The organism is Metabacillus sp. RB-C-LZQ-3-1 (genome assembly GCF_058315175.1).
The window spans coordinates 40,996-66,094 of sequence record NZ_JBZFLI010000004.1; the positions used below are offsets into that span (position 1 = coordinate 40,996).

Below are 25,099 nucleotides of genomic sequence, written 5' to 3' on the forward strand. Positions count from 1 at the left end.
TCCATTATTTAAGAGTGTTGCCGATAACTAACAGAGTCATCCTCCCTGTTAAGGTGCAAGATAGTATTGAGCAAGTATTACTTCAAGCAATGCTCAGAATGTTGTATCTTTTTATTCCAGGGAGGTTATTGTTTTGACAAAAGGTAAAAAAGCGGCTGCTATGACGGCAATTGCACTTTTAACAACAGGTTTAACAGCTTGTAATGGTGATCAAGGTGCAATAGATGATAATCGAAACACTAATCAAGCTCAACCGATGGGATACTATACGAACGAAGATACTAATGGAGTAGATAATGAAGGCCCTGTTACAGAAATGATGGATGGGATGAATGATGGTGATAATCGAAATCATTATTTTCGCCAAGTAAATAACCGTGATAACAATCGTAATATGACCAATCCGACAGTTCCACTTGGTAACAGGGATACTGGACTTGTTCGCGATAATCGCTATAGCAATGGAGATACGAATTATCATAGACACTTAAATGAAGTGGGTTATTATAATCGTGGAGACGGTGAAATCGCTCAAAAAATAAAGAATTCAGTGGAAAAAATGGACAATGTTGATGATGCACGTGTAGTTGTGACTGATGATAATGTGTTAGTAGCTATTGATACAAATGATCGGAATGATCAAGATATGAAAGAAAAAATCACACAACAAGCTCGCAAAATGGCTGATGGAAGAAATGTTCAAGTTGTGACAGATGAAGGGGCATTTACTCGTATTCGTAACATCGATAACGATATTCAAAACGGTGTTGACAGAGATGTTATTGATACTGACGTAAACGAATTATTAGACGATCTAGGGGATGCAGTCCAACGTCCATTTAATGTAAACAACCGATAATCGTATTAAGAAACAAGGGAGCCTCTCCCTTGTTTTTTGCTTTTAGGATAGTAACAAGCGAAGTTTTTTTATTGTAAGTGTTTAACGTTCATTTTTGGTTAAAACTTCTATTAATGGCTACAATAATAAATGTTTAAGTGTTAATTTATTTGAGCGAGGTGAGATAGGTGAGAAGGTTTTATCACAGTCGCATCCTTATCGTGTGCAGTTTTATTGTTTTTCTCCTTATTGGTTTTATGAGTGTAAATACAACACATATTTGGGCAAAAGAAAATAGTATTCAATCGCTATTATCTGTAAAAGTTGTATTACAAAGAAAATATTTGGATGGCGAGATAAGTGAAGAAATTATTCAGGAGAATGTTTCCTCAATGGAAGATATATGGGAATTGTATACTGGATGGCAACTTCTTGATCATAATAGGGAGATTGTAGTATTTCGGAAGGAAGTTGACGATATATCACCTTTACTAAAGACTAATGGTTATTTCGGCATTACTGGGGATGGCAGATTTTCTATTTTTAATGGAAGGCCAGGTTCCAATGATATTATTCAATCTTTTTTTCAGATCGATGTCGAAAAATTAGAGAGCCACAAACATGATGAATTAATGGAAGGGATAAGGATTGAATCAAAAGATCATTATTTAGAAGTATTAAAAGCATATGAAACATATTCAAAGATTGAAAAAAAGTGATCATCTATCATATGATAAGCTAATCTGAGAGCTCAATTTTCAGGTTGGCTTTTTTGTTTGATATAAAAAAGGTGAAAAATTATAGGTAATTGCAAGTAAAATGAAGTTGTTTAAAATAGGAAAATTAACTTCCAAGTTTAATGAAAAAATCAGCAATTGGATACAAACTTATAAATAAAAATGGTATGATAGAATGATGAGAACAATTGTACGCAAAAATATAAATTTCTTCAGATAAAAGAAATTATTTGATACAATGAGGAACAGTCACAAGAGGTGAAAAAAATGATTGAATTTATAAAAGGGTATGTGGACCATATTACTCCAGAATATATTGTCCTCGACCATCAAGGAATGGGTTATCAAATTCATGCTCCTAACCCTTTTAGTTATACCAAAAGCCGTAAAGAAGAAACGATTGTTTATACATATCAGCATGTGAGAGAAGATGTAATTGCGTTATATGGATTCACTACAAGAGAAGAAAAAGCATTGTTTATGAAGTTATTAAATGTCACTGGGATCGGCCCAAAGGGAGCATTGGCAATTTTAGCATCTGGAAATCCATCCCAAGTAATTGAGGCGATAGAAAATGAAAATGATACATTTTTAGTTAAGTTCCCAGGTGTTGGGAAAAAAACAGCTCGTCAAATCATTCTAGATCTAAAGGGAAAGCTTGGAGAAGTTGCCGCATTATATTCTCCTGATCTTTTTAATCATGAAGAAGTAGAATATAAAGAGTCGTCAAATCATGCTTTAAGCGAAGCAATAGAGGCTTTAAAGGTGCTAGGATATGCTGAACGCGAAATTAAAAAAATTGTCCCATCCTTACAAGAAGAAACCTTAACAACGGATCAATATGTAAAAAAAGCATTACAAAAGCTATTAAAGTAAGGTGATAACTCATGGATGAACGCCTTGTATCAAGTGAAGCGGATTTACAAGAATCGTATATAGAACAAAGCTTAAGACCCCAAACATTGTCTCAATATATAGGTCAAGACAAGGTAAAGGAAAATTTAAGTGTGTTCATTGAAGCTGCGAAGATGCGGAGTGAAACACTTGATCATGTTCTTTTATATGGACCGCCTGGTTTAGGAAAAACAACTTTAGCGACGATTATTGCCAATGAAATGGGGGTTAATATAAGAACAACCTCCGGCCCTGCGATCGAAAGACCAGGTGATTTAGCGGCTGTATTAACAGCCTTGGAACCTGGTGATGTATTATTTATCGACGAAATTCATCGTTTGCATCGATCTATTGAGGAAGTACTGTATCCAGCGATGGAAGATTTTTGCTTGGATATTGTGATTGGGAAAGGGTCTACTGCAAGATCTGTCCGTTTAGATCTTCCTCCTTTTACGTTAATCGGGGCCACGACTCGAGTGGGTCTTTTAACCGCTCCACTTCGTGATCGGTTTGGTGTTTTAAGTAGACTGGAATATTATAATGAGAAACAGCTTGCTTATATTATTGAAAGAACAGCTGATCTATTTGGTATTGGATTGGAACATGAAGCAGCGATCGAAATGGCTAGAAGATCTAGGGGTACACCGAGGATAGCTAATCGCCTGCTTAAAAGGGTAAGAGATTTTGCACAAGTAATGGGTGAAGAATCGATATCAACCCAATTAGCAGTTGATGCACTTGAAAGACTTCAGGTGGATAAATTAGGTCTTGATCATATCGATCATAAGCTTCTTTTGGGAATTATTGAGAAATTTCGTGGAGGTCCGGTTGGAATTGATACAATCTCGGCAACAATAGGAGAAGAATCACATACAATTGAGGACGTTTATGAGCCTTATTTATTACAAATTGGCTTTTTACAACGAACGCCTAGGGGAAGAATTGTAACTGATCTTGTTTATCAACATTTTCAAATGGAGGCTCCTCATCATGATTGATTTTCCAAAAATTTTAATGATTATTGGCGGAATCCTTCTTGTTGTTGGATTTTTTATGCAGTTTATTGGAAAACTACCAGGAGATATTGTGTTTAAAAAAGGAAACACGACAGTATTCTTTCCAATTGTAACGTGTATTGTTGTCAGTATCATTCTTTCGTTTGTGTTCTCCCTTTTTGGCAGATTTAAATAGCTAGTTACGTAAAAAAGACACAAGTAAGGTAGAAATTAGGTGAATATGTTGAAAGTAGAATTATTTGATTTTCATCTTCCTGAAGAATTGATTGCACAAGTCCCATTAAAAGAACGTGATGCTTCTAGATTAATGGTCCTTCAGAAAGATAATGGCGAATTAAAACATGAATCGTTTAAATCCATTATAGATTATTTAAAAGAAGGCGATTGCTTAGTTTTAAATAATACTAGGGTAATGCCAGCACGCTTATTTGGGATGAAAGAAGATACAGGTGCGAGTATTGAAGTTTTATTACTAAAGCAACAGGAAGAAGATATATGGGAAACACTGATTAAACCTGCTAAAAGAGTAAAAGAAGGAACTGTTATCACATTTGGATCAGGTACCTTGAAGGCGACATGCGTTGGAACTAGTGACCATGGTGGCAGACTGCTGAAGTTTGACTATGAAGGAATTTTTTACGAAGTGCTTGATGCATTAGGAGAGATGCCTTTACCACCTTATATTAAAGAACAATTAGATGATCGCGAACGCTACCAGACTGTTTTCTCTCGAGAAATTGGTTCTGCAGCAGCTCCAACAGCTGGACTTCACTTTACTGAAGAAATTCTTGAACAATTAAAGAAAAAGGGAGTTCATCTTGCCTTTATTACCCTGCATGTCGGTTTAGGAACCTTCCGCCCTGTAAGTGCGGAAACAGTAGAAGAGCATGAAATGCATGCAGAGTTTTATCAAGTAACAGATGGTACTGCAGCTCTGTTAAATGAAGTAAGGTTAAAAGGCGGTAGAATTATCTCTGTAGGGACAACTTCAACACGAACTCTTGAAACGATTGCTTCAAAACATAATGGTCAATTTGTTGCTGAAAGCGGCTGGACCAATATTTTCATTTATCCCGGGTATGAGTTTAAAGGAATTGATGGAATGATTACAAACTTCCATCTTCCTAAATCATCTCTTATTATGTTAGTCAGTGCTTTAGCTTCAAGAGAATATGTAATGAATGCATATGAAACAGCAGTAAAAGAAAAGTATCGTTTTTTTAGCTTTGGAGATGCGATGCTAATTATTTAAAATGAGTTGAAAATATTGAAGGATTTATAAAATTTTAGAACGATAGAAAAGCGCAGGACATCCAGCTCCAGCGCCTAGCCCCTCTAGGGTCTAGCCACAAATGAATTGAAGACAAGAACATCTTTTATTCATTTGCGTCTTATTTGCCCGAGGTTGATCGAGGCGCTTTCGCTTTTGTTCACAGATTAGGAAGTATAAAATTTTGTACTTAGTGTAGGTATCTAGCCCCAGCGCCTATCGCCTATCAAACTTCAGAGCATCTCCCTACGATAAGCCAACACCGGTTCGCTTCGCTTACCGTGTTTCCAAAATCTTTAGTCGATGCTCCTCTTAGTTTGTAAGGCGATGACCAAGGCGCTTGCGCTTTTCTTATTAAGGAGGAAATAGGGTGTCAACTTCACCAATTCGGTACGAACTTATAAAAACATGTAAACAAACAGGAGCAAGACTAGGAAGGGTCCATACACCACATGGCAGTTTTGAGACTCCTGTGTTTATGCCTGTTGGAACATTAGCAACAGTTAAAACAATGTCTCCCGAAGAGCTTAAGGAAATGGGAGCAGGTATTATTCTGAGTAATACCTATCATTTATGGTTACGTCCTGGGAATGAGATTGTCAAGGAAGCCGGCGGCCTACATAAATTCATGAATTGGGATCGTGCAATTTTAACAGATTCTGGCGGATTCCAAGTCTTTAGTTTAAGTGAATTTCGTAAAATTGAGGAAGAAGGGGTTCACTTCAGGAATCATTTAAACGGAGATAAGCTTTTCTTATCGCCAGAAAAAGCGATGCAGATTCAAAATGATTTAGGATCTGATATTATGATGGCTTTTGATGAATGTCCACCATATCCTGCTGAATATGATTATATGAAGAAATCGGTTGAGCGTACGAGCCGTTGGGCAGAGCGATGCTTAAAGGCTCATGGACGTCCAAACGATCAAGGTTTATTTGGTATTATTCAGGGAGGAGAATATGAAGAGCTCAGGAAGCAAAGTGCTAAAGATTTGGTATCAATGGATTTTCCAGGTTATGCGGTTGGCGGTTTATCAGTAGGGGAACCTAAGGATGTGATGAACCGTGTGTTAGAATTCACAACTCCATTAATGCCTGATAACAAGCCGCGATATTTAATGGGAGTAGGTTCACCAGATTCCTTAATAGATGGTGCTATTCGAGGAATTGATATGTTTGATTGCGTACTTCCGACTCGAATTGCCCGTAATGGTACACTCATGACAAGCGAAGGACGCTTAGTCGTGAAAAATGCAAAGTATGCTAGAGACTTTGGACCATTAGATGAAAATTGTGATTGCTATACATGTAGAAATTATTCTCGTGCCTATATTCGTCATTTAATAAAAAGTGATGAAACATTTGGATTGAGATTAACTTCTTATCATAACCTATATTTTCTGGTAAACTTAATGGAGAAAGTTAGACAAGCAATTCGTGAAGACCGTTTAGGTGATTTCCGAGATGAATTTTTTGAAGCATATGGATTTAATAAACCGAATGCTAAAAACTTTTAATAATGCATGAAAGGGGTGATATAAATGGAAATGTTAGGAACAGTCTTACCGTTAGTATTAATGTTTGCGATTTTTTATTTCTTGCTAATTCGTCCGCAACAAAAACAACAAAAAGCGGTTCGCGAAATGCAAAACAGCCTTCAAAAGGGCGACAAGATTGTTACAATCGGTGGATTACACGGTATCCTTGACTCAATTGATGAGAACAAAATCGTTCTAAAAGTTGGGGATGGAACTCGTTTAACATTTGATCGTAAATCTGTACGCGAAGTTATTAAAGACTGACAAGTACATAATAAAAAACCAGGGTTTATTGGCCCTGGTTTTATTTTGCTCTAGAAGAAGCCATATTAACTCCAAATATTCCACCTAACATCGCTACTAATAAAAATCCGCCATGATACATGAGCTCATGCATGGAAAACATCTCACCATACCCTAAAAATTTAAATAAAAGAATAATGAGAGAGAAAAGAAGAGCAGTAATACCTCCAATAAGCCATCCTTTTTCCCTTCCGTTACCCCCAGCGACAAAGCCTCCTATGAACAAAGCAAAAATAGATAAACCGAGTATGATCCATGTAATAGAAGATTCAGTAAGATTCGTGAACTTTAAAAGTAGAGAAAATATTAGACTTGTAACTAAGGCAATAACAAAAATGGTGATGAGACCATATAAGATCGCTTTTCCCCATTTTTTTGTTTCCACAGAGGTTCCCCCTTTCCACCTAAACAAGATATATTCGAGCTTGTTTATGCTCGTCTTATTACAGAATATTCATAGAAGAAAAAAATAGACTACAAATATTTTAGTGGACTTGCATCATATGATGGTATAAAGGGGACTTGCTGTTTTGTTTTAGAAGTACGATGTGATTGAGATGTTTTTTGGAGATAGATCTCTAGATAGAAGCTTCATGATAAAGGAGGGATTAGGCAGTGTTTACAATATTAACAGTTGTCATCTTTTTCATCACCTATATTGTCATCATGACAGAGAAAATTGATCGGGCACTAGCGGCAGGTTTAGGTGGAATCGCTATGCTTATTGTGGGAATATACGATGTTAACAAGGCATTTGTAACATATATTGATTGGAATACGATTGCTTTATTATTTGCAATGATGCTCATTGTGATAATTACAAGCCAAACCGGTGTGTTTGAATACGTCGCAATTGTGATGGCAAAAGCGGTTAAAGGTCGGCCTATTCCATTACTCATTGTTATTTCTACTTTAACAGCTATCGGATCAGCATTTTTAGCCAATGTAACAATGGTTCTATTACTAGTACCAATTATATTAACGATTGTGAGGATGCTCAGTATACCAGCCATTCCATACTTAATTTCCATTATTATTGCATCAAATATTGGGGGGACGGCTACTTTAATTGGAGATCCCCCTAATATCATGATCGGTCAAGCGGTAGACCATTTAACATTTAATGCTTTTCTTATACACCTAAGCCCAATTGTCCTTCTTATTTATTCTGTTATCTTAGGTTATTTAATTTTTATTTATTGGGATAAATTACAAGTGAGTCACATTGATCAAAAAAAATTATCTTCTATTAAGGCAAGGGATTATTTGAAATTATCCCCAGCATTGCCAAAATCAGTTTCAGTTTTAATGGTTACCATATTAGGTTTCACATTGAACCCTCTTCTACACATTGATTTAACAAGTATTGCATTGGCAGGAGCATTATTATTGTTATTACTCACACATGATGAGTATAAACCTGATGAGGTTTTTAAACAGGTTGAATGGGGGACATTATTTTTCTTTATTGGTTTATTTATGCTAATAGGCGGACTGGAGGAAGTTGGAATCATTGATGAATTTGCTAGAGGGTTAGTTTTATATACAGAAGGTGATTTACCTAAGACGGCCATGTTAATTCTATGGATGACAGGGCTGTTATCTGGGTTTGTTGATAATATTCCTTTTGTTGCTGCAATGATACCAGTAATCCTTGAATTTAAAGATTATGGAATGACAAATCTAGATCCATTGTGGTGGTCATTAGCATTAGGAGCATGCTTAGGAGGAAACGGGACGCTGTTGGGAGCGAGTTCAAATTTGGTTGTTGCCGGATTGGCAGCAAAGGAAAAGGAAAATATCAACTTTATTGAATTTTTTAAAGTTGGGTTTCCAATTGTGATTATTTCGCTAGGAGTATCTTCTGTTTATGTCTATTTTCGATACTTGCTTCACTTTACAATGTAAAGTGAATACCTTACATAAATGTTAGCTTCTCGTTTACAATAAGTGATAAGGAATAGGTGGAAAGGAGGTCATGCGGTGGAATTTTATTTCACGATTTTGATTCGAACCTTAATTCTTTATTTTCTCATTGTCTTTATATTTAGAGTAATGGGAAAAAGAGAAATAGGAGAATTGAGTATCTTAGACCTAGTGGTTTTTATCATGATTGCAGAATTGGCGGTAACCGCTATTGAAGATCATAAAGATCCACTCATACATACGATCATTCCAATGCTTGGCTTGATGATCATCCAAATCTCCTTGGCCTATATATCTTTAAAAAATCAAAAGGTTAGACATTTATTAGACGGAAAACCTACTATTATTATTAACCATGGAAAAGTTGATGAACATGCAATGAAGACGCAACGATATAATTTTGATGATTTAATGACACAGCTTCGAGATAAGAATATCAATAATGTGGCAGATGTCGAGTTTGCCATTCTTGAACCAACAGGAAAGCTATCAGTTATTGAAAAGCAAAAAACACAATCAAGACAGCCTGAACTACAATTGCCTCTTATTGTGGATGGGATTATCCAGGAGAATAATTTAGACATTATTAAAAAAAATAATCTTTGGTTAAGACAACAGCTGAGAAAATTAGGTTATAAAGAAACAAAACAAATTTCATTATGTACATTTGGAAAAGGGGTATTTTATATTGATTTAAAGAACGAAGAAAAGTAATTATTCAAAAAAGGAAAGCAAAGCTGAGAAAATTCAGCTTGCTTTCCTTTTTTCCTATTTTACAGGAATAAGCTTTGATAAAAAGGATCCAACAAGTGGTATCCGTTTCACTTCCTCTTTTTCCACAAGTTTAAAGCAAAGAAGTAGTAAGCAGTAAATAATGGTCGTTATTATTAAAGAAAATAGTAGTCTAAAGACAAGCGGGCTGCTTAAGAATAAGTACTCATAAACTAGAAATCCAATAATTCCTGCCATCACCATCGTCACTCCGCTTTTTAAATATTCCCTAACATGTATAGTAAACGGAATAATCTTTATGACAGTTGCTAAGTGCAGTAAGGTCACAAGCATTATGCCGATAACTATGGCTAATGCAGCTCCCATTATTCCAAGGGAAGGGCGAGTGGCAAGAACAAAGATTAATGCTGTTTTAACAACCGAACCTATTAAACTATTGATCATTGCTGCTTTTGCTAAATCTAAAGCTTGTAATACAGCTTGCAAAGGACCCTGAAAATAATGAAAAATAAAGAAAGGAGCCATTACCTGTACAAATATAGCGGATTTATTTGTTCCGTACATGACAGTCATTAACGGATCCGAAAATACATACAAAATCACACATGCCAATCCACCACTTATAAGTGATAAACGTAATGCTTGTTGTAGACGATGCTCAACGATTTTTAATTGGTTATTTGCCATTGCTTCACTAATGGCAGGAACTAATGAGGTTGATAACGAAAATGTAATAAAAGACGGTAGCATTAACAATGGTATCGCATATCCTGTGAGAGCTCCGTATTGTTTTGTGGCAGCAGCAGTTGCGACACCGGCAATATAGAGACTATTTGCAACGACAATTGGTTCAAAAAACCAAGAAATATTTCCAATGAGTCTACTTCCAGTTGTCGGGAGGGCAATATTCATCAGCTGAGTCAATGTATCTTTACCGTTTTTAACCGATTGTAAAAATTTCCTGCGAATTTTTATTTTCTTTTTCATTTTAAACATTGTTGCTAAATAAATTAATGATACTAATTCGCCGATAACAGCAGAAATCATGGCACCTGCAGCTGCATATTCGATACCGTATGGCAGGAAAGCACTTGTACAAACCGCAACTAGTGAGATTCGAACTACCTGTTCTAGTACTTGCGAAATTGCTGCTGGACGCATATTTTGTTTTCCCTGAAAATACCCGCGTATAACTGACGAAATAGCGACAATAGGTACAACTGGTGCAATAGCCAAGAGCGGCCAATATGTACGATCATCAGTAAAAACATGCTGTGATAAATAGGGTGCAAGTAGGATCATGGCTGGAGTAAAGAGTAAGCTTAATGAACCGGTGACGGATAATGAAACAACAAGGATTTTTTTTATTCTTCGATGGTCACCCTGTGCTTCGGCTTCTGCAACAAGCTTCGAAATGGCTACAGGTAATCCAAGTTGAGTAATTGTAATCACTAAAACAAGGGTAGGAACAGCCATGTTGTATAAACCTACTCCTTCTTCACCGATAAACCGAGCTACGACAATTCGATTAATAAAACCTAGGACACGAGTAATAAATCCTGCTAGAATTAAAATGAGCGTTCCTTTTAGAAACGTCTGCTTTGACATTCTTCTCCCTGCCTTCTCAAATAACGTGGAATCATATACAATTACTATATGCGCGTGAATAGGCCAAGCATGACAAGTTCTAAACAGATTGTGAATTGTTGTAGTGAAAAGAAAGGAAAAAGACTCAAATAAAAGGAGTGTTAATAATGAATAAACAGCCGTTTGATGAGTATCGAGATCATGTAAGGCCTGCAATAAAAAGTAAGTTAGAGGAATTTCATTTATTTGGTTATGAGGAAGTAACTGAAGAAAAACTGTGGACGTATTTAAAAACGAAAAAGTGGAAAAAAACACCTGAGCTGTATGTACATGAGGTTGTAAGAGATGTGCTTGCTCTAAAAGTAGGAGACTTTATGAACTTTGCGACGGTTGAATCCTTTAAGGGAGGAAGCTGGTTTGAAAGTGATGAAGGGCAGGATTTGCTAAAAGGACTTATTTAATTTGATTCTTCCTCATCTGCTATCGTATAATTTCATTGGGAAATGTTGTGTAATGATTCATAAAAAAGCATGCCTCCCAAACCGTTCATTTTTTTGTTGTTTTTTAGAAATTAAGGAGGATACATAATGATAAAGCGTGGGCGCATTGTTGCGTTTTTTCTACTTGTCCTTGTTGTCGGAAGCTTAATAGGCTTTAACACCAATAAGGCAACGAGTAACATTATACTAGGTTTAGATTTACAAGGTGGTTTTGAAATCCTATATGAAGTTGAACCGGCGAACGAAGGCGACAAAATAACAAAGGATGTACTGGTTAGTACAGTAAATGCCCTTCAAAAAAGAGCCAACGTACTTGGAGTAAGTGAACCGAATATCCAGATCGAAGGTGATGATCGTATTCGCGTTCAGCTAGCTGGTGTAAGCGACCAAAATAAAGCGAGAGAAATACTTTCCACACAAGCTGAGTTGACATTTAGAGATTATCAGGACAAAGAAATGTTAAATGGCTCTGACTTAGTTGAAGGTGGAGCAAAACAATCCTTCGATGAACAAGGTAAACCGAATGTCGCGATAAAATTAAAAGATGCGAATAAATTTAAAGAGGTAACACAAGAAATTGTTGGAAACACACCTTATAATCAGCTTGTTATTTGGCTTGACTTCGAAGAGGGTGATTCCTATCAAGAAGAAGTTAGTAAGGAAAATCCAAAATTTATTTCAGCGCCTAACGTTGATCAAGTATTTAACCAAACAGATGTTACCATTACGGGTACCTTTACAATTCAAGAAGCACAGGATTTAGCGAACCTATTAAATGCAGGTTCTCTTCCAGTAAAATTAACTGAGCTTTATTCCACTTCAGTAGGAGCGCAGTTTGGTGAACAAGCACTAGATAGTACAGTTCTAGCTGGTATTGTAGGTATCTCAATCATCTTCTTGTTTATGTTATTCTTCTACCGTTTACCTGGATTAATTGCCATAATTACTTTATCAACATATATTTATTTAATTCTTCAAGTATTTGATTGGATGAATGGTGTGTTAACACTTCCGGGAATTGCAGCTTTAATTCTTGGGGTTGGTATGGCTGTGGATGCAAATATCATTACATATGAACGAATTAAAGAGGAATTAAAATTAGGAAGAACCGTTCGTTCAGCCTTTAAGGCAGGGACGAGAAGGTCATTTGCTACAATTTTAGATGCAAATATTACAACGATGTTAGCTGGAGGAGTTTTATTCTTCTTTGGGACAAGCTCTGTTAAAGGTTTTGCAACGATGCTGATTCTAAGTATTGTTATTAGTTTTATCACTGCTGTATTCCTATCAAGAGTTCTATTAGCACTTTTAGTTGAAAGCCGTTGGCTTGATAAGAAAAAAGGATATTTTGGTGTGAAAAAGGATCAAATCATTAGTATTGAAGACACAGATGATGACACCATTGCACCTACTAAGTTTGACAGAGTTGATTTTTTAAAGCATCGAAAAAAATTCTTTATGCTTTCAACAATTCTAGTTGTTACCGGTGTAGTGTTTATCTTGATATTTAAATTAAATCTAGGAATTGATTTTGCAAGTGGCACACGGGTAGAGGTTTTAGCAGATAAGACTTTAACCGCTCAAGAGGTTGAGACTGAAATGAGTAAGCTGGATCTCGAAGTAGATGATGTTGTTCTTGCCGGAAACAATAAAGAAATTGGTGTTGCACGTTTTATTGGGGTACTTGATCAGCAAAAGATTGCTGAAGTGAAAAGTCATTTTAAGGAACTATATGGATCTGAACCAAATGTAAGTACTGTATCACCAACAGTAGGGAAGGAACTTGCAAGGAACGCATTGTACGGAGTGTTGATTGCCTCTATTGGGATTATTATTTACGTGTCAATCCGCTTTGAATTTTATATGGCATTGGCATCAATCGTTGCATTACTACATGATGCATTCTTCATCATTGCCTTCTTTAGCATCACTAGATTAGAAGTTGATATTACATTTATTGCAGCCGTACTTACAATCGTCGGATATTCAATAAATGACACGATCGTAACCTTTGACAGGATTCGAGAACTATACAAAAAGAAAAAGGTTAAAACATTAGAGGATTTACAGTTTATTGTAAATAGAAGCTTGCAGCAAACTTTTACACGTTCAATTAATACTGTGTTAACAGTCGTTATTGCTGTCATTGCTCTTATGATATTTGGTAGTACGTCCATTACTAATTTCTCAATTGCTCTTTTAGTTGGCTTAATTTCAGGAACCTATTCATCATTATTTATTGCTGCTCAATTATGGCTAATTTGGAAATGGAAGCAATTGAATAAGAAGAAACAAGTTTCTTCTCAAATAAGTGATGAACCGCAAGTATAAATAAGAAAAAAGGATCACCTACTCTAGTATCCCGGTATTTTTACAAGTTCCATGTAAATGGTACTAAAATAATACTAGATGTGGGATGATCCTTATTTATTGACTAAAGTTGGTTACACTATATGTTATGAAGTAACAAGTGTATATGAGTCCTTCAAAATTGATGATAGATTCTACCACTACTGGGGAAAACCTTTAGAAGTGAGTGATTTCAACAGTTCGAGGATAAAGAGGTGAATAGGTTTGAATAAAAAAGATCGTTTTAAACAAGCTGAATTTGCAGCAATGGTCGGTGTAGTAGGAAATATCATTCTTGCTATTATAAAGGGAGTAGTAGGAGTTATATCAGAGAGTCGTGCTTTAGTGGCAGATGCGGTTCATTCAGCCTCAGATGTTGCAGGCTCACTAGCTGTATTTATTGGCGTTCGTGCAGCGAAACAGCCTCCAGATGAGGACCATCCTTATGGGCATGGAAAAGCGGAATCAATAGCAGCTATTATTGTAGCGGTTCTGTTATTTTTAGTCGGAATTGAAATTGGGAAATCATCATTTGAATCATTTTTTGAAGATATTGAAGCCCCAAAAACGATTGCCATTTATGCCGTGGTTATATCGATTATTGTGAAAGAATGGATGTTTCAATACAAGTATAGATTGGGTAAAAGAATTAAGAGTGATGCTATAATTGTAAATGCCTATGAGCACCGATCTGATGTTTATTCTTCAATTGCTGCATTAGCTGGGATTGGAGCTGCAATAGCAGGTCAAAAAATGGGGATTGACTGGCTTGTCTATGCAGACCCAGTAGCAGGACTATTTGTTTCTTTACTCGTTATTAAAATGGCCTGGAAGCTCGGATCTGAATCTATTCATACAACGTTAGATCATGTTCTGCATGAAGAAGATATTGTTGGTCTTAAAGAAACCGTTAGTAAAATAAGTGAGATAAAAAAAATTGATGAACTTCATGCAAGAGAACATGGTCATTATGTTATAGTTGACATAAAAGTCTCTGTTGATCCTCATATAACAGTTGAAGAAGGACATAACATAGGTAAGCTTGTAAAAGAAAAACTAATGAGTGAGCATGAGCATGTTCAAAACGTCTTTGTACATATAAATCCATACTCACCATAAAAAACGGAGGGACATGGATGAAACGTCAATGGAGTTTAATCTTAGCCATTATCTTTGCTTTAATTATTGCGATCTTTGCGGTAATAAATGTTGAAGCGGTTGAAGTAAATTATTTAATTGGAAAAGCCGAATGGCCTCTTATCTTAATTATTCTAGGCTCAGTCTTTATGGGAGGGTTTATGATTGCTTCTGCAGGAGTTGTTCGAATCCTTTCACTCAATCGAAAGCTTAAGGCAGCAGAAAGAGTAAACGTAAAGTTAAAAGAGGAACTGGAGACTTTACGAGAAAAAGAAACCGGAAGTCACCCAAAGGTTTTGTCGAGTGAGAATCTAGGACAAACAGATCAGTATATAAAATAATACTTATATCAATGGAAGAATCCTTAAATTGAAACCCCTTGACCACTCTTGTATAATGAGAAGGTTGAGGGGTGAAATTATGTTAAAGGCAAAAACAAGGTGGATGATTCAATCATCTGACGAAACCTTCATTCAAAATTTGAGAGAGAATTTATCTATTACACCTCTTGTTGCGTCACTTTTGGTGAATAGAGGTATTAATTCTGTTGAAGCGGCACGTGAATTCTTAGAAACGGATTCCCAAGCTTTTCACGATCCTTTTCTTTTAAAAGATATGGACATAGCTATCCAACGTATTCAAAAAGCAATCGAAGAGAAGGAACATATTTTAGTTTACGGTGACTATGATGCGGATGGAGTTAGTAGTACAACAGTTTTATTAACTGCTTTACGAAGGTTGGGAGCCATAGTAGATTTTTATATACCTAACAGATTTTCTGAAGGATATGGACCAAACGAAGCGGCGTTTAGACTTGCACATGAACGGGGCTTTTCATTAATTATTACAGTGGACACTGGTATAGCTGCTGTTCATGAAGCTCATGTAGCAAAAGAACTAGGTGTGGATTTAATTATTACCGACCACCACGAACCAGGTCCTGTCTTACCTGATGCACTTGCAATCATACATCCTAAGCAGCCGGGATGCAATTATCCATTTAAGGAATTGGCTGGAGTAGGAGTAGCATTTAAGTTAAGCCATGCTCTTTTGGGAGATGTTCCAACTGACCTATTAGAGGTTGCGGCAATAGGGACAATTGCAGACTTAGTTGCCCTTCATGGTGAAAATAGATTAATAGCAAAGCACGGTATTAACCAGTTGAAAACAACGAATCGTATCGGGTTAAAAGCGTTATTAAAAATTGCCAATGTAAAGATGCAAGAAATAAATGAAGATACAATTGGATTTGCTATTGGCCCAAGAATTAACGCGGTTGGGCGATTACAATCGGCAGATCCGGCAGTCGACTTGCTGCTTTCAAATGATGAAGAAGAAGCGATGATGATTGCTGAAGAAATTGATGCCCTTAATAAAGAGAGACAAAAACTAGTTAATACGATCACAGAGGAAGCAATTGAAGAGATTGAAACTCACTTTCCAATCGAACAATATCCTGTTCTTGTTATTGCGAAAGAAGGATGGAATCCTGGTGTCGTAGGGATTGTTGCATCAAGGTTAGTTGATCGCTTTTACAGGCCGACAATTGTTTTAAGTATTGACAAAGAAAAGGGTATTGCAAAGGGGTCTGCCCGAAGTATAGTTGGCTTTGATTTGTTTGAAAATTTATCAACATGCCGTGACATCTTACCTCATTTTGGAGGCCATCCTATGGCTGCAGGTATGACACTGCAACTAGAAGACGTAGATGAGCTGCGAGAAAGGCTAGTCGAAAAAGCAAAAGGTATTCTGACTGAAGAAGATTTTATTCCTGTTACAAAAGTAGATGTAAGCTGTAAATTAGAAGATATTTCTGTAGAGTCTATTGAAGAGATGCAGTTGCTCTCGCCATTTGGCATGAATAACCCAAAACCAATTATTCATTTGGAAAATGTGACATTAGCGAATGTTCGTAAAATTGGTGCAGATCAAAATCATTTAAAGTTAGTCTTTGCACAAGAAGAACTGCAACTAGACTGTGTAGGGTTTGGAATGGGCCATATCCATGATGAGCTTTCACCTTCTGTTACGGTATCTGCAATAGGAGAGCTGTCAATAAATGAGTGGAATAATTTGAGAAAACCTCAGGTTATGCTGCAGGATGTTAGAGTAGATCAATGGCAGCTATTTGACTTTCGTGGTTCTAGGAATGTTGAGCATCTTATTAACACAATCTCAATGAATGATAATGGTCGGATTATCACATTCCAATCAAAAACATATGAAAACCTTTTAAAAAAAGGACTAGAACATAAAGTATTTCATATAGCATCAGAAGAGGATGCCATTAGAATAGACACTCGTAATAAACAGCTACTAATGCTGGATATTCCTTCTTCAATAGATTTATTAGACGGATTATTTTCTAAAGGGAGACCAGCAAGAATTTACTCTGTTTTTCAACAAGAAGCAGATCACTTTTTTTCGACAATTCCAACAAGAGAGCATTTTAAGTGGTATTATGGTTTTCTATTAAAGAAAGGATCCTTTAAGCTTCGAGAACAAGGTGAACTATTAGCAAAACATAAAGGATGGACAAAAGAAACAATAGAATTTATGTCACAGGTGTTTTTTGAGCTAGAATTTGTTACAATAGAAAATGGCGTCATTTCGACAAATTCCTCGGCTCGTAAAAGAGATCTAAGTGAATCGAAGACTTATGCCCAAAAGCAAAAACAAATTGAACTAGAAAAAACGTTATTATATACATCTTACATGCAGCTTAAGCAGTGGTTTGAGCAAAGATTTCCATTAGATGCGCCTGTAGGTGTATAAGGAGGACAAAGGAAAAATGGATTTAAAGCAATTTGTAACAGTCGTTCCTGATTATCCGAAACCAGGAATTCAATTTAAAGATATTACAACATTGATGGATAACGGGGATGCGTATCGATACGCAACAGACCAAATTGTGAAGTATGCTCGTGAAAAAGAGATCGACATTGTCGTTGGTCCAGAGGCACGCGGGTTTATTATTGGCTGTCCTGTCGCATATTCATTAGGAGTTGGCTTTGCTCCAGTTCGTAAAGAAGGGAAATTACCTCGTGAGGTTGTTCGCGTTGAGTATGGTCTTGAGTATGGAAAGGATGTCCTTACGATTCATAAAGATGCGATTAAGCCTGGACAAAGAGTACTAATAACAGATGACTTATTGGCCACTGGAGGAACAATCGAAGCAACGATTAAGCTTGTAGAAGAGTTAGGTGGAGTTGTTGCAGGTATCGCTTTCTTAATTGAATTATCTTATTTAGATGGTCGTAAATTATTAGATGGCTACGATGTTTTAACATTAATGACATTTTAATTCAATGGGGACAGGAGTTGCAATCAACTCGGTCCCCATTATTCTTATGGGCACTCAAATGGGTGCTTTTTTTGCAAGTTGCATATACTAAATCAATGATGGTAGAAAAGTAAACTAAAAAGCCATATAAGTCCATCCTTCATATACCTTTTGTGTATATCGTCATATACCACTAACTGGCTAGGGTGAAAATTACTGTTTTCTCTTTACATCTAGTGTTTTTTTATTGATAATAGTTACAATATAGTAAAATTTCTAATCGAATTGATGATGTTCGTCACTCGGTTTTTATTAAAATATATAGATGCTTTACGTAGTAGGAAAGAATGTATATTTTCTAACAAAGTTTTCAATATAAAAAGGTGATTTCATGGCTAATGAACAAGTTTTATCTTCTGAGCAAGTGATTCAAAAAGCACAGCGATATCTATCAGCCGAAGATACCGTTTTTATTCAGCGTGCTTATGATTTTGCGGAAGAAGCACATCGGGAACAATTTCGAAAATCAGGCGAACCATATATCATTCATCCCATTCAAGTTGCAGGCATTTTGGTAGATTTAGAGATGGATCCAGCAACGATAGCGGGTGGGTTCCTTCATGATGTGGTGGAGGATACAGAAGTCACGTTAGACGATTTACGAGCAGAGTTCAATGACGAAGTGGCAATGCTTGTTGATGGAGTGACAAAGTTAGGGAAAATTAAATATAAATCAAAAGAAGAGCAACAGGCTGAAAACCATAGGAAAATGTTTGTAGCAATGGCTCAAGATATTCGAGTTATTCTTATTAAACTTGCAGACCGTCTGCATAATATGAGAACTCTGAAACATCTTCCACAGGAGAAGCAGCGGCGAATTTCAAATGAAACACTGGAAATATTTGCACCGCTTGCTCATCGTTTAGGTATTTCGAAAATTAAATGGGAATTAGAAGACACATCATTACGGTATTTAAACCCTCAACAATATTATAGAATTGTGAATCTAATGAAAAAGAAGCGCCAAGAGCGCCTGGAATATTTAGATCAAGTCATCGATGAAGTTCGCGAGAGAGTTGCTGAGGTGAACATTGAGGCAGAATTTTCAGGAAGACCAAAACATATTTACAGTATATATCGGAAAATGGTTCTTCAAAATAAGCAGTTTAATGAAATCTATGATCTTCTTGCGGTTAGAATTGTTGTCAATAGCATCAAAGATTGTTATGCCGTTTTAGGTATTATCCATACTTGTTGGAAGCCAATGCCTGGACGATTTAAAGATTATATTGCCATGCCAAAGCCAAACATGTATCAATCACTTCATACAACAGTAATTGGTCCTAAGGGAGATCCTCTTGAGGTACAAATTCGTACTTTTGAAATGCATCAAATTGCTGAGTACGGAATCGCGGCACATTGGGCGTATAAAGAGGGAAAAGATGTTGATGAAAAAACAACGCTAGAGAAAAAATTATCTTGGTTTAGAGAGATACTAGAATTTCAAAATGATGTAACAAACGCTGAAGAATTCATGGAATCTTTAAAAATTGATCTGTTTTCGGATATGGTATTTATTTTTACACCGAAAGGCGATGTCATTGAACTGCCTTCTGGATCCGTTCCGATTGACTTTGCTTATCGCATTCATTCGGAGATTGGAAATAAGACGATTGGTGCGAAAATAAATGGTAAAATGGTCACTCTTGATTATAAACTAAAAACAGGGGATATTATCGAAATTTTAACCTCCAAGCACTCATATGGACCTAGTCAAGATTGGTTAAAGCTGGCTCAAACATCTCAAGCAAAAAACAAGATTCGCCAATTCTTTAAAAAGCAGCGCCGTGAAGAAAACGTTGAAAAAGGTAAAGAAATGGTTGAAAATGAGATCAAAAACCTTGATTTTAATGTGAAAGAAATCATGACGGCGGATAATTTACAACGGGTTGCTGAAAAATTCAATTTTTCTAATGAAGAAGATATGTATGCTGCTGTTGGTTATAATGGTGTAACGGCATTACAAGTAGCAAATCGTTTAACAGAAAAGTGGCGCAAGAAACGCGACCAAGAAGAACAAGAAAAAAATATTCAAGAGGTTATGAATGAGACCAAACAAGTCCCTTCTACCTCGACTTCAAAAAAGCGTGATGCAGGTGTCCAAGTTAAGGGGATTGATAACTTATTAATACGCCTCTCAAAATGTTGTAATCCAGTTCCAGGTGACGATATTGTCGGCTTTATTACGAAAGGAAGAGGCGTATCAGTTCATCGCTCTGATTGCACAAATGTTCATACAGAGGATGCGAAAGAGCGATTAATAGATGTTGAATGGGAAAATCAGCCTTCATCCAGTAGGAAAGAATATAATGTTGAAATTGAGATTTTAGGCTATGATCGTCGAGGCTTGTTAAATGAGGTATTACAAGCAGTGAATGAGACGAAAACCAATATTTCATCTGTTGCAGGTAAATCAGATAGAAATAAAGTTGCAACGATTAATATGGCGATTTCTATTTCAAATATAAATCATTTACAAAAAGTAGTGGAAAGAATTAAACAGATTTCAGATATTTATTCTGTTAGAAGAATGATGAATTAAGGTAGGTTTTATCGTGAAGGTAGTTGTACAACGTGCTGTTCATGCAAAAGTAACAGTAGATGAAAAAGTAGTCGGTCAAATTGAAAAAGGTGTTATGGTGCTTGTAGGAATTACACATGATGACACTGAAGCAGATGCTGAATATTTAGCTGAAAAAATTGCTCATTTAAGGATCTTTGAAGATGAATCTGGGAAAATGAACCACTCCATCCTTGATGTGGGTGGACAGGTTTTATCCGTTTCCCAGTTTACTCTTTATGGAGATTGCCGAAAGGGCAGAAGACCTAATTATATGAATGCTGCAAAGCCTGATGTGGCGAGGGAGCTTTATGAATCCTTTAATCGCATGTTAAGAGATAAAGGTCTACAGGTTGAGACAGGGGTTTTTGGAGCGATGATGGATGTACAGTTTACAAATGTAGGTCCAGTAACACTGATTATAGAGAGTAATTAAAAAGGTTATCCTTCACTAAAATATGATGAAGGATAACCTTTTTTCTTACTTAAAATATCTGGCTAAACCATTAAAGATACCTTGTGAAGCTCGCTCTTGATAGCCCGTTGTTGCTACTGTTAATTCCTCTGTACGGTTGCTTAAAAATCCTAGCTCAAGCAAAACGGCAGGAACTTTGTTTTCTCTAAGAACATGGAAATTACCGAACTTCAAGCCTCTATCCCTTAGCTTTGTTTGTTTCACAAGTTCATTGTTTAGATCTTTTGCAAAAGGTCCATCCTTTAACGAATTATAATAATAAGTTGTTGTTCCAGAAACGCTTCGATCGGCTATACTATCGTAATGAATACTAATAAATGCCTCTGCATTTCGATAATGGGATGTGCTCACACGAGAATTTAGGCTAATATATGTATCATTTGATCGAGTCATAAAAACATTAGCACCTGCCGAATTTAACTTATCATATAATAATTTAGCTGTAGAAAGTGTTAAATTCTTCTCTAATGTGCCGGATACTCCGACGGCTCCAGCGTCACGTCCTCCGTGTCCGGGGTCAATAACAATTGTTTTGTTTTTGATGTATTGTGACGCTCCAGGCTTTGTAACAGGCTTGCTAACTCCTGTTGTTTCAACTACCCAACCAGCAATATAACCTGTTTTATTACTACCAATATTGATTTTATACCAATCTCCTGCTTTTTCAATGATTCCGTAAGTCTCACCTAAATTAGCACGCTTGATAATAGAATGAGAAGTAGAAGATCCTGACCGTATATTTGTACCGTTATAAATTATTTTTACACGTTGAGAGTTATTGTTCGAATTCATATTGGTAGCAGTAGTAGATGCTTTTGAAATATACCAACCAGCAACCCATCCAACCTTATTTGAACCAAATGATATCTTATACCAATCATTCTTTTCTTCGAGAATTGTTACCTTTGTTCCTTTTGATACAGACCCGATGACACTTCCACTAAGTGAACCGCTATTTCTAACATTTAAGGATGTTGCTGTAACGGTTCCATTACTTTTTGTAGCTGTGTTTTGAGTTGATATGGAAGTTTTAGCGGTCGAGTTGACCTTCACATAATCACTATGGACCCAACCAGAAATATTCTTTGTCTGGATTTGAACCCATTTTCCTGATTCTTGTAAGATTGATACAGTCGTATTTTTCTTAAGGCTTCCAACTAGACTGCCTGAGATAGAAGCGGTTTTACGAACATTCAAGGATGATGCTGTTACGGTAGCTGTTTTTCCTGATGATGTATTAGCAGTACCTTGTGTTGATGTTGCATTTTTGACCTTCACATAGCTTGACGATACCCAGCCTGATTTTCCTGAATAGGAAATCTTGATCCATTCGCCACTCTTCTCTAAATAGGTAGCTGTTTTACCTTTATCAAAAACACCAATTACTCCAAAAGAAGTTCCTGGACCAGAACGAAATCTAAGTCCTGTTGCAATGGATTCAACCACTGTTCCATTAGATGAAGTAACAGTGGGTGTAGACGAACTAGTGGTCGTTTTTTTCTGAGTGACTAACCAATTAGCTACCCATCCAGAAGAATTTGCTGATAATCTAATTTTCGTCCAATCATTCTTTTTTTCTACCACATCATATGTTTGGCCTTTTTTTACTTTGGCAATAACAGAGTATGTAAGACCGGCCCCGTTTCGCACATTTAGCACATCAACATTAATCGTTACTTGGTTAGCTGCCTTAACAGTTGAAGGTGATAAATGAGCGAAAATTGATAGTAGCACTAGAATAGAACACATGGATATGGTTATGATTTTGCGAATCAACGATAAACCTCCTTTATGAAAAAATGTAGTCAAATAAAACATTTCTCTACTTATATCGACATTCCTCTGAAAAGTTGAAATAAAATTTTCCAAAATAGGAAAAGATAAAAAAAGATAATGAAGAGATGAGGTGTACCGATAAATGAGAAATAATGATAAAGGGGAATTAATGTACTCACGAAGAGATGTGTTTGGAGTAGATTTTCATGACTTTATGACAAAAGAACAAAATGAATCCTCATTTGAACTTGCGTCTGAGTTTGGAATATCGTTAAGGGAAGTAAAGAATTTAAAAAAACATTTAAATCGTTCTTGACAATATACCTCAAAGATACGTATGATAAGATATAATTCGAAAAAATAATCTTTAAACATCATACATAAAGTTGTGAACCAGTGAGGGAGAACAGTAAATAAGAGTACACATGAAAAGAGAGGAAATGCCATAGGCTGAAAGCATTTCTACATGATGACTTATTGAAGAACACTCCTTAGGTTTCTCTCTGAAAAACAGCAGGTTTAGTAGGAGTAGAACGTGACAGGCGTTAACTGATCGAGTGGAAATAGATTTGTATTATTTCAACTAGGGTGGAACCACGGGTATAACTCTCGTCCCTACATTATGTAGGACGGGAGTTTTTTTGTTTTTGTCAAATTTTGTGATGTTTAATTTATGCTGTATTTAGTATTAGTGTCCAGCATTAGGCGCATCGGCTCGAGGTCATAAGGCATTTTAGGAATTGAAGGTAAAAGAAGACATCTTCTATTTCTGAATGTCTTATGCTTGTCACCGATAAGCGGGCGCCTTCCGCATTTCGTATATAGGAGGTAAAACTATGTCATTCCAGATTCCTAGAGGTACTCAGGATATATTACCTGGAGAGGTTGAGAAGTGGCAGTTTATTGAGAATACTGCACGTGAGTTATGTAAGAGATATCAGTATAAGGAGATTCGTACACCGATTTTTGAACATACAGAGCTTTTTGCTCGAGGTGTTGGTGAGAGTACGGATATCGTTCAAAAGGAAATGTATACATTTCAAGATCGGAAAGGAAGAAGCATTACCCTTCGTCCTGAGGGAACAGCCTCGACTGTTCGAGCTTTTGTAGAAAAAAAATTATATGCAAATCCGTCACAGCCAACAAAGTTATACTATATTGGACCAATGTTTCGTTATGAACGTCCACAAACAGGGCGCTTTCGTCAGTTTGTTCAATTTGGTATTGAGGCGCTTGGGAGTCATGATCCTGCAATTGATGCAGAAGTCATTTCGCTTGCAATGAATTTATATCAAACTCTTGGCTTAAAAAGCTTAAAGCTGGTGATTAATAGCTTAGGTGATGGGGATAGTCGTAAGGCACATCGCGAGGCACTTATTGCTCACTTTGAGCCAAGGATTGAAGAGTTCTGTTCTGATTGTCAAAAAAGGTTACAGCAAAATCCACTGCGAATTTTAGATTGCAAAAAGGACCGCGACCATGAATTGATGGGAACTGCTCCATCAATACTTGAATTCTTAAATGAGGAATCTGCATCCTACTTTAACAAGGTTCAACAATATTTAACGGCTAACGGTATTGAGTTTGAAGTAGACCCTGGACTTGTTAGAGGATTGGATTATTATAATCATACTGCTTTTGAAATTATGAGCAATGCTGAGGGCTTTGGGGCTATTACAACACTTTGCGGTGGTGGGCGTTATAATGGCTTAGCACAAGAAATTGGTGGTCCAGAGACTCCAGGTATTGGTTTTGCGCTAAGTATTGAGCGATTGTTAGCAGCCCTTGAGGCTGAAGGGGTTCATTTGCCAATTTCTGCTTCAAGCGATTGTTATATCGTGACAATGGGAGATCAAGCAAAAGATTATGCTGTTTCATTATTATATGAAATGAGAAATGCTGGTCTCATAGCTGAAAAAGATTATGAAGATAAAAAAATGAAAGCTCAATTTAAAGCAGCAGATCGTCATCAGGCTAAATTTGTAGCGGTTTTAGGTGATGATGAGTTAGAAAAGAATGTGATTGCTGTTAAAAATATGGAAACAGGTACACAAGAAGAAGTTCCACTTGATCAAGTGATCTCATATCTAAAACAAAAAACAATGGCATAAAAGGAGAG

General features: G+C 36.4%; 23 protein-coding genes and 1 other annotated feature. Of the genes, 20 read left to right on the forward strand and 3 right to left on the reverse strand.

From position 1 onward, the window contains the following. The first annotated feature begins 133 nt into the window (after positions 1 to 133). From AC4GZ8_RS07655 to yajC, 8 genes are all read left to right on the forward strand, one after another. Entirely contained in the window at positions 134 to 859 is a 726-nt protein-coding gene (locus AC4GZ8_RS07655; RefSeq protein WP_491081246.1) for a YhcN/YlaJ family sporulation lipoprotein, read from the forward strand. 167 nt (positions 860 to 1,026) lie between these two features. Further along, entirely contained in the window at positions 1,027 to 1,557 is a 531-nt protein-coding gene (locus tag AC4GZ8_RS07660) for a BofC C-terminal domain-containing protein (protein ID WP_491081247.1), read from the forward strand. 285 nt (positions 1,558 to 1,842) lie between these two features. Then, positions 1,843 to 2,451, forward strand: a complete 609-nt coding sequence (gene ruvA, locus AC4GZ8_RS07665; protein ID WP_491081248.1) for a Holliday junction branch migration protein RuvA — start codon at positions 1,843 to 1,845, stop codon at positions 2,449 to 2,451. An 11-nt stretch (positions 2,452 to 2,462) separates the two neighbouring features. Then, a complete protein-coding gene (gene ruvB, locus AC4GZ8_RS07670) occupies positions 2,463 to 3,467 on the forward strand; it encodes a Holliday junction branch migration DNA helicase RuvB (RefSeq protein ID WP_491081249.1) in 1,005 nt (334 codons plus the stop codon). After that, entirely contained in the window at positions 3,460 to 3,660 is a 201-nt protein-coding gene (locus tag AC4GZ8_RS07675; protein WP_491081250.1) for a DUF2905 domain-containing protein, read from the forward strand. The genes ruvB and AC4GZ8_RS07675 overlap by 8 nt, the downstream gene beginning before the upstream one ends. 48 nt (positions 3,661 to 3,708) lie before the next feature. After that, positions 3,709 to 4,737, forward strand: coding sequence for a tRNA preQ1(34) S-adenosylmethionine ribosyltransferase-isomerase QueA (gene queA / locus AC4GZ8_RS07680; RefSeq protein ID WP_491081572.1), 1,029 nt, complete (start codon positions 3,709 to 3,711; stop codon positions 4,735 to 4,737). A 388-nt stretch (positions 4,738 to 5,125) separates the two neighbouring features. Beyond that, the gene (gene tgt / locus AC4GZ8_RS07685; RefSeq protein WP_491081251.1) at positions 5,126 to 6,271 is read left to right on the forward strand and encodes a tRNA guanosine(34) transglycosylase Tgt; all 1,146 of its coding nucleotides are present in this window, start codon (positions 5,126 to 5,128) and stop codon (positions 6,269 to 6,271) included. Positions 6,272 to 6,295: 24 nt separating this feature from the next. Then, positions 6,296 to 6,556 (forward strand): preprotein translocase subunit YajC, encoded by a 261-nt coding sequence (gene yajC, locus AC4GZ8_RS07690; RefSeq protein ID WP_491081252.1) that lies wholly within the window; start codon positions 6,296 to 6,298, stop codon positions 6,554 to 6,556. 40 nt (positions 6,557 to 6,596) lie between these two features. Here the strand turns inward: yajC and AC4GZ8_RS07695 are convergent, their stop codons facing one another. Then, the gene (locus AC4GZ8_RS07695; RefSeq protein WP_491081253.1) at positions 6,597 to 6,980 is read right to left on the reverse strand and encodes a TIGR04086 family membrane protein; all 384 of its coding nucleotides are present in this window, start codon (positions 6,978 to 6,980) and stop codon (positions 6,597 to 6,599) included. A gap of 230 nt (positions 6,981 to 7,210) precedes the next feature. Between AC4GZ8_RS07695 and AC4GZ8_RS07700 the strand changes: the two genes are divergently transcribed. Both AC4GZ8_RS07700 and AC4GZ8_RS07705 read left to right on the forward strand, forming a co-directional pair. Continuing rightward, positions 7,211 to 8,503: an ArsB/NhaD family transporter gene (locus AC4GZ8_RS07700; RefSeq protein WP_491081254.1), complete on the forward strand. Its 1,293-nt coding sequence runs from the start codon at positions 7,211 to 7,213 to the stop codon at positions 8,501 to 8,503. A 75-nt stretch (positions 8,504 to 8,578) separates the two neighbouring features. Further along, the gene (locus AC4GZ8_RS07705; RefSeq protein ID WP_491081256.1) at positions 8,579 to 9,235 is read left to right on the forward strand and encodes a DUF421 domain-containing protein; all 657 of its coding nucleotides are present in this window, start codon (positions 8,579 to 8,581) and stop codon (positions 9,233 to 9,235) included. Positions 9,236 to 9,289: 54 nt separating this feature from the next. Here the strand turns inward: AC4GZ8_RS07705 and spoVB are convergent, their stop codons facing one another. Beyond that, positions 9,290 to 10,861 (reverse strand): stage V sporulation protein B, encoded by a 1,572-nt coding sequence (gene spoVB, locus AC4GZ8_RS07710; protein WP_491081257.1) that lies wholly within the window; start codon positions 10,859 to 10,861, stop codon positions 9,290 to 9,292. 146 nt (positions 10,862 to 11,007) lie between these two features. Here spoVB and AC4GZ8_RS07715 point away from each other — a divergent pair, with 146 nt between their 5' ends. The 8 genes from AC4GZ8_RS07715 to dtd all read left to right on the forward strand — a co-directional run bounded on the left by AC4GZ8_RS07715 (position 11,008) and on the right by dtd (position 21,165). Beyond that, positions 11,008 to 11,301 carry a post-transcriptional regulator gene (locus AC4GZ8_RS07715; RefSeq protein WP_491081259.1) on the forward strand — a complete coding sequence of 98 codons (294 nt, stop codon included), beginning with the start codon at positions 11,008 to 11,010 and terminating at the stop codon, positions 11,299 to 11,301. 129 nt (positions 11,302 to 11,430) lie between these two features. Further along, a complete protein-coding gene (gene secDF / locus AC4GZ8_RS07720; protein WP_491081573.1) occupies positions 11,431 to 13,671 on the forward strand; it encodes a protein translocase subunit SecDF in 2,241 nt (746 codons plus the stop codon). Positions 13,672 to 13,914: 243 nt separating this feature from the next. After that, entirely contained in the window at positions 13,915 to 14,808 is an 894-nt protein-coding gene (locus AC4GZ8_RS07725) for a cation diffusion facilitator family transporter (RefSeq protein ID WP_491081260.1), read from the forward strand. 17 nt (positions 14,809 to 14,825) lie between these two features. After that, the gene (locus AC4GZ8_RS07730) at positions 14,826 to 15,167 is read left to right on the forward strand and encodes a LapA family protein (RefSeq protein WP_491081261.1); all 342 of its coding nucleotides are present in this window, start codon (positions 14,826 to 14,828) and stop codon (positions 15,165 to 15,167) included. Between the two features lie 79 nt (positions 15,168 to 15,246). Next, positions 15,247 to 17,601: a single-stranded-DNA-specific exonuclease RecJ gene (gene recJ / locus AC4GZ8_RS07735; protein ID WP_491081262.1), complete on the forward strand. Its 2,355-nt coding sequence runs from the start codon at positions 15,247 to 15,249 to the stop codon at positions 17,599 to 17,601. 16 nt (positions 17,602 to 17,617) lie between these two features. Further along, entirely contained in the window at positions 17,618 to 18,130 is a 513-nt protein-coding gene (locus AC4GZ8_RS07740) for an adenine phosphoribosyltransferase (RefSeq protein ID WP_491081263.1), read from the forward strand. A 370-nt stretch (positions 18,131 to 18,500) separates the two neighbouring features. Next, entirely contained in the window at positions 18,501 to 20,711 is a 2,211-nt protein-coding gene (locus AC4GZ8_RS07745; protein ID WP_491081264.1) for a RelA/SpoT family protein, read from the forward strand. A 13-nt stretch (positions 20,712 to 20,724) separates the two neighbouring features. Continuing rightward, complete coding sequence (gene dtd / locus AC4GZ8_RS07750) at positions 20,725 to 21,165, forward strand: D-aminoacyl-tRNA deacylase (RefSeq protein ID WP_491081265.1); 441 nt, start codon at positions 20,725 to 20,727, stop codon at positions 21,163 to 21,165. A gap of 45 nt (positions 21,166 to 21,210) precedes the next feature. Here the strand turns inward: dtd and AC4GZ8_RS07755 are convergent, their stop codons facing one another. Continuing rightward, positions 21,211 to 22,980: an N-acetylmuramoyl-L-alanine amidase family protein gene (locus tag AC4GZ8_RS07755; protein WP_491081266.1), complete on the reverse strand. Its 1,770-nt coding sequence runs from the start codon at positions 22,978 to 22,980 to the stop codon at positions 21,211 to 21,213. Positions 22,981 to 23,122: 142 nt separating this feature from the next. Between AC4GZ8_RS07755 and AC4GZ8_RS07760 the strand changes: the two genes are divergently transcribed. Together AC4GZ8_RS07760 and hisS are read left to right on the forward strand one after the other, a co-directional pair. Next, positions 23,123 to 23,296: an RNA polymerase subunit sigma-70 gene (locus AC4GZ8_RS07760; RefSeq protein ID WP_491081268.1), complete on the forward strand. Its 174-nt coding sequence runs from the start codon at positions 23,123 to 23,125 to the stop codon at positions 23,294 to 23,296. 71 nt (positions 23,297 to 23,367) lie between these two features. Then, positions 23,368 to 23,600 (forward strand) — a binding site (T-box leader). 216 nt (positions 23,601 to 23,816) lie between these two features. Continuing rightward, the gene (gene hisS, locus AC4GZ8_RS07765) at positions 23,817 to 25,091 is read left to right on the forward strand and encodes a histidine--tRNA ligase (RefSeq protein WP_491081269.1); all 1,275 of its coding nucleotides are present in this window, start codon (positions 23,817 to 23,819) and stop codon (positions 25,089 to 25,091) included. Positions 25,092 to 25,099: the final 8 nt, after the last annotated feature.

Excerpts from the sequence above, each read along its gene's own strand:
- ruvA (WP_491081248.1), top strand. The coding sequence starts at position 1,843 with ATGATTGAATTTATAAAAGGGTATGTGGACCATATTACTCCAGAATAT.
- ruvB (WP_491081249.1), top strand. The coding sequence starts at position 2,463 with ATGGATGAACGCCTTGTATCAAGTGAAGCGGATTTACAAGAATCGTAT.
- AC4GZ8_RS07675 (WP_491081250.1), top strand. The coding sequence starts at position 3,460 with ATGATTGATTTTCCAAAAATTTTAATGATTATTGGCGGAATCCTTCTT.
- yajC (WP_491081252.1), top strand. The coding sequence starts at position 6,296 with ATGGAAATGTTAGGAACAGTCTTACCGTTAGTATTAATGTTTGCGATT.
- spoVB (WP_491081257.1), bottom strand. The coding sequence starts at position 10,861 with ATGTCAAAGCAGACGTTTCTAAAAGGAACGCTCATTTTAATTCTAGCA.
- AC4GZ8_RS07715 (WP_491081259.1), top strand. The coding sequence starts at position 11,008 with ATGAATAAACAGCCGTTTGATGAGTATCGAGATCATGTAAGGCCTGCA.
- AC4GZ8_RS07730 (WP_491081261.1), top strand. The coding sequence starts at position 14,826 with ATGAAACGTCAATGGAGTTTAATCTTAGCCATTATCTTTGCTTTAATT.
- recJ (WP_491081262.1), top strand. The coding sequence starts at position 15,247 with ATGTTAAAGGCAAAAACAAGGTGGATGATTCAATCATCTGACGAAACC.
- AC4GZ8_RS07740 (WP_491081263.1), top strand. The coding sequence starts at position 17,618 with ATGGATTTAAAGCAATTTGTAACAGTCGTTCCTGATTATCCGAAACCA.
- AC4GZ8_RS07745 (WP_491081264.1), top strand. The coding sequence starts at position 18,501 with ATGGCTAATGAACAAGTTTTATCTTCTGAGCAAGTGATTCAAAAAGCA.
- AC4GZ8_RS07760 (WP_491081268.1), top strand. The coding sequence starts at position 23,123 with ATGAGAAATAATGATAAAGGGGAATTAATGTACTCACGAAGAGATGTG.
- hisS (WP_491081269.1), top strand. The coding sequence starts at position 23,817 with ATGTCATTCCAGATTCCTAGAGGTACTCAGGATATATTACCTGGAGAG.